Source organism: Dyella nitratireducens, assembly GCF_014642835.1.
In the GTDB taxonomy this organism is placed as follows: Bacteria; Pseudomonadota; Gammaproteobacteria; order Xanthomonadales; family Rhodanobacteraceae; genus Dyella_B; species Dyella_B nitratireducens.
Window position 1 is genome coordinate 1045506 of the sequence record NZ_BMJA01000002.1, and the last position, 12587, is coordinate 1058092.

At 60.2% G+C, this 12587-nt stretch carries 10 protein-coding genes; 2 read left to right on the forward strand and 8 right to left on the reverse strand.

The window, feature by feature from the left end:
- Positions 1-7 precede the first annotated feature (7 nt).
- From IEX75_RS15495 to IEX75_RS15525, 7 genes are all read right to left on the reverse strand, one after another.
- Entirely contained in the window at positions 8-3097 is a 3090-nt protein-coding gene (locus IEX75_RS15495; RefSeq protein WP_188795228.1) for a pectinesterase family protein, read from the reverse strand.
- Between the two features lie 211 nt (positions 3098-3308).
- Entirely contained in the window at positions 3309-4475 is a 1167-nt protein-coding gene (locus IEX75_RS15500; RefSeq protein WP_229720859.1) for an ROK family transcriptional regulator, read from the reverse strand.
- Between the two features lie 148 nt (positions 4476-4623).
- Positions 4624-5706, reverse strand: a complete 1083-nt coding sequence (locus IEX75_RS15505) for an ABC transporter ATP-binding protein (protein ID WP_188795230.1) — start codon at positions 5704-5706, stop codon at positions 4624-4626.
- Positions 5703-6593: an ABC transporter permease subunit gene (locus IEX75_RS15510; RefSeq protein ID WP_188795232.1), complete on the reverse strand. Its 891-nt coding sequence runs from the start codon at positions 6591-6593 to the stop codon at positions 5703-5705. The genes IEX75_RS15505 and IEX75_RS15510 overlap by 4 nt, the downstream gene beginning before the upstream one ends.
- Positions 6594-6595: 2 nt before the next feature.
- Positions 6596-7483 (reverse strand): carbohydrate ABC transporter permease, encoded by an 888-nt coding sequence (locus IEX75_RS15515; protein ID WP_188795233.1) that lies wholly within the window; start codon positions 7481-7483, stop codon positions 6596-6598.
- Positions 7480-8808: an extracellular solute-binding protein gene (locus IEX75_RS15520; RefSeq protein WP_188795236.1), complete on the reverse strand. Its 1329-nt coding sequence runs from the start codon at positions 8806-8808 to the stop codon at positions 7480-7482. The genes IEX75_RS15515 and IEX75_RS15520 overlap by 4 nt, the downstream gene beginning before the upstream one ends.
- Positions 8805-9515 carry a DUF1868 domain-containing protein gene (locus tag IEX75_RS15525; RefSeq protein ID WP_188795237.1) on the reverse strand — a complete coding sequence of 237 codons (711 nt, stop codon included), beginning with the start codon at positions 9513-9515 and terminating at the stop codon, positions 8805-8807. The genes IEX75_RS15520 and IEX75_RS15525 overlap by 4 nt, the downstream gene beginning before the upstream one ends.
- Positions 9516-9860: 345 nt before the next feature.
- Between IEX75_RS15525 and IEX75_RS15530 the strand changes: the two genes are divergently transcribed.
- Positions 9861-10856, forward strand: coding sequence for a glycoside hydrolase family protein (locus IEX75_RS15530; protein WP_188795239.1), 996 nt, complete (start codon positions 9861-9863; stop codon positions 10854-10856).
- On the opposite strand, the gene IEX75_RS15535 is transcribed toward IEX75_RS15530, so the two are convergent.
- On the reverse strand, positions 10853-11833 hold the full coding sequence (locus tag IEX75_RS15535) for a LysR substrate-binding domain-containing protein (RefSeq protein ID WP_188795241.1): 981 nt from the start codon (positions 11831-11833) through the stop codon (positions 10853-10855). The two genes, IEX75_RS15530 and IEX75_RS15535, sit on opposite strands and share 4 nt — an antisense overlap.
- Positions 11834-11890: 57 nt before the next feature.
- On the opposite strand from IEX75_RS15535, the gene IEX75_RS15540 reads away from it, so the two are divergent.
- Positions 11891-12526 carry a hypothetical protein gene (locus IEX75_RS15540; RefSeq protein ID WP_188795243.1) on the forward strand — a complete coding sequence of 212 codons (636 nt, stop codon included), beginning with the start codon at positions 11891-11893 and terminating at the stop codon, positions 12524-12526.
- Positions 12527-12587: the final 61 nt, after the last annotated feature.

Sequence of the window (12587 nt, forward strand, 5' to 3'; positions counted from 1 at the left end):
TCTTTCATTACGGTTTGGTCGTAAATGACGTGATGACGGTTGGGCTGTAGTAACCGTTGTAGGCCTTCAACGAGACCCAGTAGGTGGTATTGCGCTGCAGGTTGTTGAAGGTCCAGCTGTTGGTGGTGAAGCCGTTGCTGGTACCTGCCAGAGCTTTGCCTGCGTATGCATCCGCCTGACTGGCGTAGAGCGCGGTGTACACACCTGCGTGTGCAACGGTGCCGCCGAATACCGGTTGGATACCTTGGTCGGCAATGGTGAAGGTGACGGTTGCACTGGTGGAGGCAGTGCTCACCTGCACGTTGCTCGGTGCACTCGGATCGTGCGACACCGGCGTCACCGACGTGGACACGGACGGCGCGCTGGAACCTTGAGCATTGAACTCACGCACCGTCACGGTAGCCGGTACGCCATTGGCGAGGCCATCGATGTAGCCGCTCGATGCGCTGGGCGGCAAGGAGACCGGGCCAAACGTTTTGCCATTCTGCGTGGCGGTGAGGGTATAGCCTTGTTCCACCGGATTGGCCGGCTGCCCCGCCCAGGTCACTTGCACGTTACCGTTGCCAGCCACGGTGGCAGTGATGACGGGTGATGCAGGTATGCCTGCAGTAGGTGTTGGTAGCGGCAGGGTCTGGTTCGAATTGTCGCCGGAATACACCACCGTGGTCGGTTGCCAGTTGTCGCTACCTGCCAAATAGGTATTCGGTGCCAGTGCATCGGCTTCTGCCGAAGTGAGCGAAACATTGCTGCTGGGCGAGGTGCTTTCGCGCTGGCTCAGATCGAACAGTGCCCAGTTGCCGCTGGCATCCGGGTAATACGAGTCGTACTCGCGATACGTGGAGGTCGGCAGGTTGTTGGTACCACCTTGCGAGAGCGGCAACGGGATGAATTCGATCCAGCCTTGCGGCACCACCTCGGGACCCATCTTGGTGTTGATGAAATACGTGGTGGCATACGCGCCCCACGGACGGCCCAGCCACACGTTGCTCATGTACGGGCTGTCGAACAGCAGCTGCGAATTGCTGATTACGAAGCCGCTGTCTTCGGTGGTGCTGGCGCGGTTTTGCGCCGTGATGGTGGCTTCCTGAGTGAGGTCGCCATGCACCTTGGTCTTGATGATGCAGTTATCGAACACGGCCTTGCCGTTGCCGAAGATGTAGTCCACGTAGCCTTCGACATAGCTGTTGTTGAAATAGGCGCGCTTGTCATTGCCCAGATAAAGCGAGTCCTGGCCGCCCAGCACGCGCACGGCGCGGAACACGGCGCGGTCGCCCACCGAGAACAACGCCACGGCCTGGTTGTTGTTCTGGAAGTTGGGTGCTTCGTAATCGGCGTTGTTTTGGATAGTGAGGTTGGCGGCGTAGAAGTTGTCGCCGCTCACCTTCACCGTGTAGCTGCCGCCGGTGCCCAATTGCTTGCCGGTGGCATCGGTCTTGGCCGCGTAGTCGTCGTTGATGATCAGCACCTGCGAGGCATCTTTGCCCGTGCCGATCAGCTCTACATTGGCCTGCGTAATGTTGACCTTTTCGTGGTAGGTGCCCGGGCGAATCAGGATTTCCGCTCCCGTGGCAGGCACGGCAGCGAGTGCGGCGTTGATGGTCTTGTAGGTGCCGCTGCCGTCGGCAGCCACCACCAGTGCCGGTCCTCCCGAGTGAATCACTACATTGCAAAGCGGGTTGGTCGCCGGACACGTGTTGGTGCCAGGGCGTTGACCGCTGAATTGCATCAGGTATTGGATGGTCTGTGTCGGCAGATCGGTGATGATGAAGCCGAAGCGTGCTTCGTCATGCCAGAACTCGCGGAAGGGGCGATGATCGGTGCAGCCTTCGCCATCACGCGAGAACTGCGTGGTGCTGGCCGATCCGCATTCGTTGGGGTTCATGGGCGGAGACAGCGGACCGCAGATGCCGCCTTCCCAATACGTGCCCATGGAGCCTGCGAGGTTGGCGTTGCTGGCGCTCGGTTCGGAGACCGTGCAAAGCTGTTCGGGAATGTAGGCGCCGATGTTTCTGCCGGATTGCCACAGCTCGGTATACATATCATCGTTATCGTTCAAGCTGGCCTTGAACGCTTTGAGACTGGCTTCTGGCGACAGTACGTTGTTATTGCCGTCGACCCAGTTGATCCAGGATGAGTAATCGTTCGTGGCATAGTTGGTGTTGCCGGCGCTTTCTTTGTTGGCAACACCGTTGGAGGTGTACACCGGCATGATGTAGAGCTGGGCGAGCTCGGATTCGGTCAGCGATCCGCCATAGGTCGTCTGATAGAAGTTGGCGGTGGCTTGATAGAAATCTTCAGGTCCATTGAACAATATCGTCTGGAACTTGAGCACGACATGTCCGGCGACCCATTTGCCGTAGTTGTCGTTGATGATCATTTTGTTGGCGAGCATGGCGGCCACGTCGCGAACATTGTTGGTTTCTCTCAAATCCAGAAAAACCAGGCCCTGGTAACCGTCGTTGAACAGCTCCTGCATGGTGTCATCGAGCGAGGCCGGATAGATATTGAAGCTGTTGCAGGAAGGGTAGTTGACCGTGTCGCCGTATCCATCATTGCCTGCGCAGATCGGCGTATTGCTGATGTCGCTCCAGGTGGGCGTTTTCACCGAAGCATCGTTGCTTTCCCGCTGCCAGCGATAGATGTCTGCATACTCGGGACGATGGAGCATGCGCTTCAGCGTTTGGTCGTGCATCAGGTAAGGCACCAGATCGCTGGTTTCATAAACATCGAGCTCCACGCTCTCGATGCCCGCGTTCATGGTGTTGACCGTGGCTTCCTTGGTGTTTTCGGGATGCGATGAATCCACCACACCACGATGCGCGGCAATGATGATCGGTTCGCTGTCGTAGGCAGAGAGCTCAAGCGCGCCGCCCTTCATGCGGAACTGCAGCAGCTGGATCAAGGCGCCCGTGAGGTCTGGATCGGTCAGGTTGTAGTAACCCGGGGAACTGACGATCGTGCCGGTGCCCGTCGTGGGATTGACGGTAACGGTGGACTGCGCCTGTGCGTGGGTGGAAATCACCAGGCCGGCTGCGATGGTTGCCAGGGCCTGGCCAATCAACTGCGTACTGCGCTTGCGTTTGAACGAGTGCTTCACGGTAAAGATTCCTTCTATTCGCAGGTGGTTCGATGGGCTGGTGGGGAAGGCATGGGTAAAACGGGGCACGCAGACGCCCGCATCGGCGCAAGGCGTCGAAATTCGATTACGAGTGGATATCCCTGTCTTAGTGTTATCCGGTGACTCCGGCTGCCCCCTCTGAGTCACCATTCAATGCGCTTGTGCTTGGTACGGAATAAACGCAGTCGGTTTATTCGAACAATCGCTCCTTCAGTGGAACCAATGCAGCGCCGATCGCGGATGCGTCGCCGTTGGTTTCTGCCAAGACCAGCTTGGGCCGGTCAGGGCCCACGCCGTAACGATGAATATCCAGAAAGCGCACGCGGTCGATCAGCATGCGACCGAGTGCCAGCGGCAATTGCCCACCGAATACGATCGCTTCCGGATCGAACAGGCCGGCCAGCGCATTGACGGTACGGTTCAAGGCCGGTAGCGTGCTCTGTATCCAGAGTTCCACGCCCGGCCAGGTGGGATCGAAACGCTGGCGCAAATCCTCCACCGAATCGACGTGCACGCCGTGCATGCGAAGCTCATCCATCAGTGATCGAAGCGTGGGACGATGCCCGGCTTCCTCCGACGTGAACAACGTAAGCTCGCCGGCATTGCCATGTGTGCCGAATAGCGGCTTGCCATTGAGCACGACGCCGGCGCCGAAGCCGTAGTTGAAAGCGAGGTAGGCAAAGTTCTGCGCCCACAATCCCGCACCCAGCAGGCTTTCGCCGATAGCGGCGGTGGTGGCGTTGTTCTCCAGCCATACCGGCAGATGGAATGCTTCTTCCAGGATGGGTACCAGATCGACCAGCGACCAGTCCTGTAAAGGCTCGGCTGCATTCACTTGGCTGCGGCCGGCAACGAAGAAGCCGGCAATCGCCACGCCAACGCCGATCAAGCGTTCGCGCGCCACGCCATTGCGTGCGAGGATGCGTTCGAGCGCATCGTTGATGGCCGCGAGGGAAGCTTTTCGATGCGTGGGCGGCGTGCGGATGCACACCTCTTCAAGGAGGTTGCAGCCCAGGTCGGCCAGGCACAGCGTGATGGAATCGGTGTTGATGGAAATGCCCACGGTGTAGGCGGCTTCGCGCACCAGTTCGATGCGTGGACTGGGTTGGCCGCGTCCGTTGCGCACGACAGCACCGGCGCGCAACAAGCCGCGCTCGATCAGCTGTTCCACCAGGCGATGCACGGACTGCTGGGCCAGATCGGTCTCGGCAACGATGGCCGCACGGGCAATCGAGCCGTGGCGACGCACGATGTTGAGAATCAGGCGCTCGCTGGGCGCCAGCATCAGGCTGCCTGCGCGCCTTGGTTGGGCCTGTTTGGATACTGCTTTGCCGGTGGCTTTCTTCTTGGTGCTCATGAACCCAATGCGCTCCGTGGTAATGGGTCTTCCCAACAGTCAATCATGCCGTACACCCACGTAGGTTGGGGTGCGAACCCCAACATCCCGAAGCATGGGCGATGGCGATGTTGGGGTTTGCACCCCAACCTACGGGCGATGAGGGCGCTCATACCTGTCTACCCTTAAACGTGTGCTCAATCCGTTCCCCGTTGGCGGCGTGGAACCAGGAAATCGCTTGCGGTGGAAAACCCAGGCATACCGTTTCGTTCGGTATCAACGCACGCCGACCATGATCGATGGCCAGGACAGGTTGCTGCCCGATGCGGGTGTAGATCACGCGATGGCTGCCGAGATCTTCCACCGCTTCCACCTTGGCAGCGACGCCGTCGGTTGCACCAAGCTCGACGGCTTCCGGACGAATGCCAATCTTCACTGCAGTGGGCTTGTCCGTGCGCACATTCGCACGCAAGGTTCCACCACCATCGATTGCCACATCTTCACCCGCATGCGTCGCCGTCAACACATTCATCGGCGGGGTGCCGATAAAACCAGCTACGAAAATGCTACGCGGTCGGTGATAAAGCGCCATCGGCGTATCAGCTTGCTCAACTTGGCCTTGGTTAAGCAGTACTACACGGTCGGCCAGTGTCATCGCCTCAACCTGATCGTGCGTGACGAAAATGGTGGTGGCGCCGATCTCGTTATGCAGCCGGCGCAATTCCATGCGCATCTCATGGCGCAGCTTGGCATCGAGATTCGACAGCGGTTCGTCGAACAGCAGCACACGCTGGCGGCGCGCAATAGCGCGGCCGATGGCCACGCGTTGACGCTGGCCGCCCGACAGTTGCGCCGGTTTGCGCTCGAGCAAGTCGCGCAATCCCAGCAGTTCCGCAGCTTCGCCGATGCGGCGTTCGCGTTCCGCGCGCTCCAGCCCCGCCAGCTTGAGCGCATAGCCGATGTTGTCGCGCACGCTCATGTGCGGGTACAGCGCGTAATTCTGGAACACCATGGCACAGCCACGGCTTTGCGGCGGTGTGCGTGTCACGTCGACGCCGCCAATGCTTACCGTGCCTTGATCGGCTTCTTCCAGCCCGGCGATCACCCGGAGCAGGGTGGATTTACCGCAACCGGATGGGCCTAGCACCACGGTGAACTGGCCGGCGGCAAAGTCGATGTCGAGCTGGTCCATGATCGTGCGCTGGCCGAAACGCTTGGACAAGCCGCGTACCTGTATCGCCGTGCCGCTCATTTGCCCACTCCGGTGATGCCGCGCACGAACCAGCGTTGCGTCAGCCCTATCACCACCAGCGGTGGCGCCAACGCGATCAATGCTGCCGCCATCACCAGATTCCATTCCGGCGGCTGGCCGGTTTCGGTCGGCAGGAAGGTCGAAATGCCGAGCGCCATGGTGCGCATCTCGGGCCGGCTGGTGGCGACGAGAGGCCACATGTAGTCCTTCCAGGTGGTGAGAAAAACGATGGTGCCGAGTGCGGCGAAATTTGCTTTCGACAGGGGCAGCAAGATGTCGATGAAGAAGCGCAGTGGACCGGCGCCGTCCATGCGCGCCGCTTCAGATAGTTCCGTCGGCACGGTGAGATAGAACTGGCGGAACAGGAAGGTGCCGGTGGCCGAGGCCATCAGCGGCAGCGATAGGCCGGCATAGCTATCCAGCAAGTTGAGCGATACGTGCAGTTGCAAGCCGGTCATGGCAAGCAGAAGGGTGTGCAGCGGCTCGAACAGATCGGAGGCGACGGCATATGTCGGCACGATGCGCACTTCCAGCGGCAGCAGCAGGGTGATGAAGGTGCCCCAGAAGACGATGTGGCGAATGCGCGAGCGGAAATACACCGCAGCAAACGCACTGGTGGAGGCCAGTGCCAGTTTGCCCGCCACCACAATCAGCGATACCACGCAGCTGTTGAGCAGCATATGGCCGACGTCCGCACGATGCAGCACGGCGCTCAGGTTCTCCCCAAGATGTGAGCTCGGCAGCAACGCCAAGCCATGCACCAGAATCTGTTGGCTCGTCGCCGAGGCCGAGCACAGCGCGAGATAGATCGGCCCAAGTGCGAATACCAAGCTCAATGCCAGCAAGGTCAGCGTCATGGCTTTCAGCAGAGGGTGACGTTCGACCATGCTCACGCCTCCCGCTTCGCCTGGCGTTCGAACACCACGAACTGCACCGCACTGGCGGCCAGCACCAGCAGCATCAGCAATATCGACAATGCCGAAGAACCCGATAGATCCAGGCCGATAAAGCCATCGCGATAGATCTTGTACGCCAGGATGTTGGTGGCGCCGCCGGGACCGCCCTGCGTCATGGTGTCGACGATGGCAAAGCTGTTGGTGATGGAATCGATCAAGTTCATCGTCGCCACGAAGAACAGTTGCGGCCGAATCATCGGAATCTGGATATCGATGAAGCGGCGCAGCGGGCCGGCGCCATCGATCGCGGCGGCAGCCATGTAGTCGGCGGGAATCGAGCGCAGCGCCGCCACCAGCACGATGAAGTCGAACGGGATTTGCGTCCATGCGAAGGCGAACACCACCATCGTCATGGCCTGCGTGCCGTTCAAATGCGGTTGCCAGAAGCCTGGCCACACGCTGTTGAGGTAACCCATCAGGCCGATGCTGGGGCTGGATGCAACCCGCAGGATTACACCCAGCACGGAGCCGGCCACCGCATAGGGCCAGATCAGCAGATAGCGGAAGAGCCTACCGCTGCGTTGGTGCAGTTCCACCATCCAGGCCAGCACCAGCGCGACGATCACGGACGCGCCTACGCCAAACAGCGAAAACACGGCCGTACTGAACAGCGACGCGTAGAAGTTGGCATCTTTCAGTTCGCGCAGATAGTTGTCGAAGCCGACGAAGCTGGAGCAATGGCCGAACGGGCACACCAGGTGAAACGACCACCAAAGCCCCTTGAGCGTGGGCCAATAGAAGAACAATGCAATCAACGCCAGCTGCGGCAAGCCCAGCGCAAACGGTGTCCAGCGGCCGTGGAAGCGCGCGCTCGTTTTCATGGCGCGCCTGCTGTCGAAGCGCGATAAGTCGCCTGGAAACGTTCCAGCAAAAGATTGCCGCGCGCCTGCGCGTTTATAAGCGCGTCGTCCATGCTTTCGCGGCCGGCCAGGGCGCGTTGCACTTCCTCTTGCCAGATCAGGCGGAACAGCGACATGAAACCGAGCCGCACGCCGGCGTTGTATGGATTGCCGGGCAGGGCCATCGAAGCCAGTCCCACGCGAATCGCATCCGGTTCCGTGGAGGGTGAGCTGGCAAGTTTTTGTTCGGCGTTATGCGTCAGCGGTAGATAGCCGGTGCGCGCGGAGAAAAACAGCTGCTGTTGGGGTTCGCGCAAATAGGCGAGGAAGCGTGCCACTGCAGAATAAACGGCAGGCGTCTCGCCCTTGAATACCCACAGCGATGAACCGCCGATCGTATTACCGTAGCGCGTGGTGCCGGCGTACACCGGCAAGGGACCGACTTCGGCATCGACCATGCCGGCCTTGGCCACGATGGCATAAGCGCCGGTGGCATCGATCACCATGGCGCATTCGCCATCGGCAAAGGCCAGGGTTTGATCGTTGGCATGCGTCAGGATGGCGGGCAGCAGCAGGCCTTGCGCATGCCAACGCAGCACGTCGCGCATGTAGCGCAGATGGATACCATCGGCAAAGTCATAACGCGCTGCAAGGCCATCGTGTCCGTTGTTTGCGCTGGCGATCGGTGCGCCTTGCACGGCGTTGATCTGCTCCAGCATTTTCCATGGCGTGTAGTCGGCCACGGCGGGGCAGCTTTCGCCGTGCGCCTTGAGTGCTTGCAGTGCCTGGCCGAACGCTTCCCACGTCTGCGGCAGTTCGTTGATGCCGGCCGCGGCAAGTTTCTTGCGATTGGCGTATAGCACCAGGGTGGACGTGCCGAAGGGTTGCGAGAGCAGGCGTCCGTCCGGCGTGGCGTAGAAGCGGCGGATGCTGTCCAGATAGTCAGCATCATCGGTGGGATGGCCGGTGTCCTTCATCAGTGCATCCACGGGATAGATGGCGCCGCTGCGCATCATGTCCGCGGTGCCGATGTCGTAGATCTCCACCACGGCGGGTTGCTGGTCCGCGCGATAGGCAGCCACGGCCTTGCGCATGGTCTGCTCGTAGGTGCCCTGCGGCAAACAGCGCACGTGATCTTGCGGATAGGTTTTGTTGAAGCCTGCACACAACTCGTTGATGGTTTGCGCATAGAGGCCGCCATGCGCGTACCAAAATTCAAAGGCTGCCGCACGGCCGATCGCTGGTATGGCGGCCACGCAAGCCGACAACATCCAGGCAAACCACAGGCCGGCGGCGCGCAAGGTCATGCCATGCGTTCCTGATGGCGGAGGAGGAGCAGATTGTCGAACGCCTGCATGTCGATAAACGTGCAGAACTCCGGTGCGCCGAGCGTGATGATGCCCACCGGCGACACCAGCTCGGTGTAAAGCTTGCTGTGGAAGGTCAGGATTCGCTTCACCGTTTCCAGACTCATTGCCTTGATGAGATAGGAATGCGTCATGTGGAACGTGTAGTTGTCGTGCCAGGGCGCACGAAACCCCAAATGTGCGGCGAGGCGATCGCGCAGATCGCGTAGCTTGCGCGCTTCCTCGGCATTCGCGGGTACCAGGGACATGGCGCCGATCATCAATTGCTGGTCGGGCTCGGCGAGTTTCATGCGCAGCGGCAACTCGCAACCCAGATCGAACACCCGCAGTTTGTCGGCCATATGACGTGTGCATGCGGTCAGCGTCACGTTGAGCGGCAGTTCCGCCGGCCAGCGCTCGCGGGTGCGCTCCTGGTCGGTGACGCCCTCGAATACCGTCATGTGATAGCTCTCCGGCGGCAACGTCGCGAAAGCTTCGGCGTAGGGGCCGGTCTTGATCTGATCGCGCACCGCGGTAAGTGCAGTCGACAGCGGTGTGAACAGCGGTACGTGACAGATCAGCGTATTGCCGGGGAAACGCAGCACATTGCCGTGCGCGTCGAATTTTTGATCAAGGTGACTGAGTGGCTGGTGATATTTGCTGAGCATGGTTGGCATTCGTAGCGGTGACGCCCTCATCCCCAAAAGGCGAGGGCGGATCACGCCAGATCGAGTGCTTTCCCAAGTTTTGACTCGGGCAAAGGGCCTCGTCGGCGTGAAGCTGGGCGGACAATATCACTCATTATGTGTCATATCGTTTACAAGGCGAAAAAGTCCCGTCTTGCCTGACTTATGTGCCTGATATGACCTTGATATGTAGGAAATCGGTGCGCTAAGGCGCGCGTGAAGCGATGCTGCAATGGGCTCGATTCGAGCCGTAACGGTAGAAATAATTAACATAGAAGGTAATATTGCCGCCCGCGCATCTCCGCGCGCCGCTTGAGCAGATAACGCATGGCTTTTCGCCTCGACGATCGTTGGGTATGGGATTTCTGGTTTGCGCAGGAGGGCGGGCGTACGCATCTGTTCTTTCTGCAGGCCCCCAAGTCGTTGGGCGATCCCAACAAGCGCCACTGGCACGTATCGATTGGGCACGCCGTATCCGAAGACCTGATGAACTGGGTGGAAGTGGAAGAGGCGCTGCGTCCGGTGGCATCACCGGCGTGGGACGACTACACCACCTGGACCGGCACGGTCGTGCGGGCGCCGCAAGGACACTGGCTGATGTTCTACACCGGCACCAGCCGCGCAGAAGAAGGATTGGTCCAGCGCATTGGCCTGGCTTCCTCGCCGGATCTGTATCGTTGGGAACGCTCTTCCCGCAATCCCATACTGCAATTGCCGGACAACACGCTTTACGAAACGCTCGACAGAAGCGTGTGGTACGAACAGGCCTGCCGCGATCCGTGGGTATTCCCCGATCCCGATGGCCGTGGCTGGCACATGGTTTTCACGGCGCGCGAGCCGAACGGGCCGAGCGTCGGCCGCGGTGTCATCGGTCATGCCACGTCGGATGACATGCATCAATGGACGCTGCAACCGCCGCTGTTTCGTTCGCGCGTGTTTGCACATCTGGAAGTGCCACAGATTTTCGAATGGCAAGGACGCTGGTATTGCCTGTTCTGCACGGCCGCAAATTTGATTGATAGTGACTACGCCAGCGCAGCCATGTCGCAGCCTATGACCGGCACGCACTACCTGATGGCGGATCATCCGCTGGGCGAATGGCATTTGATGCCGGGCGATTTTCTGGTGGGTGATCCGCTGGGGAAACTTTATGCAGGACGCGTAATCCCCGCGCGCGATGGCTCGCTGTGCTTCATGGCGTTTCTGAAGAATGAAGAGCAGGGCGGGTTCGTGGGTGAGCTTTCCGATCCCTTGCCGATGATCGTGCACGAGGACGGAACGCTGTACGTCGACGCGTCGTCTTATGGCCTATCGGCGGGCTAGCCAGGTTTGGCCCTGCGGATGTAATCGCGCGCAGCATGCAAATCTTCTTCCACTTCGCTGCACAGCCACTCGCGAAAGCGCGCGATCTTCGGGCGATGTTCCTTCGCACTGGGAAAGACCATCCAGAACGAGCGGCCATCGGTGGCGACGAAATCGTGGGCGGGCACAAGTCTTCCTGAAGTGATTTCAGCACGGAACAGAATCGGCGATCCGATCGCGATGCCATGTCCTGCCACCGCGGCGGCAATATCAAGATATTCGGTAGGAAGGCTGGTGCCGAACTCGCCCGGAAGCGTGTCATCAGGACAGCCTTGCGCGCGATACCACGCCGCCCACCAATCCGGACGGCCAAGCAGCGGAACATCGAGCTGCGCATGCGGATTGGCGATGTTTTTCGCCGCAGCCTTCAACCTGGGCGAGCAGAGCGGCATGAAGATGCTCGGAAAGAGCGGCACCGTGCGCAGCCCAGGCCAATGGCCGTGACCGTTGCGAATGGCTGCATCAAAGCAGCCTTCGGTCAGGTCGTGCGCGGGTACCGAGAGATCGAGCGTGAGAGTGATCTCCGGATGTAGCGAACGAAATTTCCCCAGCCTTGGCGTGAGCCAGGTGGTGCCGAAGGTAGGTAGCGTGGTCAAGGTCAGGTGCGATTCGTCGGTGTCCAATGCCTTGATGAAGCTGGCGCGCAAGGCGGCGAATGCTTGCGTCGCCTCGGTCGCCACCAGCTGTCCGGGTACGGTCAATTCAACCTTTTGCGCGTGGCGAAAAAACAACTGCACACCGATCTGTTGTTCGAGACGGCGCACGTGATAACTCACCGATGCAGACGTGGTGTCCAGTTCAGCGGCTGCCTTGGCGAAGCTGCCCAGGCGTGCGGCGGCTTCGAAGGCGCGGATCGCCGTGAGCGATGGCAGACGGACATCCTCGACCCCAAGTCCTGCTTGGCCTCGACGCCGATTCTTGAGTGGTGGAGGGCTCATGGGGACGGCCAGAATGGTCTCGCCGCATCCTCTCATTGCCGACACTGGAGGTCCAGAATGACGCTGTTTACTTGCAAGCCATCTGCCTTTTTGCTGGCCTTGTCGTTCGCCGCGACAGCCGCCGCAGCTGCGAATGATCCGCCGCAAGCCGACCCCGCAGCGGTGCCTCCGGGTTACTCCACCGTGATCACTGGCACCACGCACGATTTCGATTACTTCATGGGCAGTGGCTGGCTGGCGACGCAGCACCGTCTCAAAGCGACCGGCGTCGGCAGCAAAGAATGGGACACGTTTTCCGCCACCTTGTGCGCAACGCCTTATCTCGGCGGCATGGTTACCGTGGATGAAATGGACATGCCCAGCAAAGGCACGTCTGGCCTGACTCTGCGCTCGTTTGATCCGGCCAAGCGCCAGTGGTCGATCTACTGGATAAGCAGCCGCGATGGTTTGCTGGAAACGCCGGCCATGGTGGGTGGCTTCCATGGCAACCACGGTGAGTTCTATTCCGAGGATCGCGACGCACAGGGGCGCCCCATCAAGGTGCGATTTCTCTGGAATCTAAACGATCACGATCATGCGAGGTGGGAGCAGGCGTTCTCTTACGACAACCGCACGTGGGAAACGAACTGGACCGCGGACTTCGTGCGCGGCGATCGCGCCAAGCTGTGTGATGACGGGCGCCCTCGGCGGTAAATAAGCAACGAGTGGCAACTGGAAAGCCTGGGCTATCGGCTCAGGCCATGCAGCTGATTGA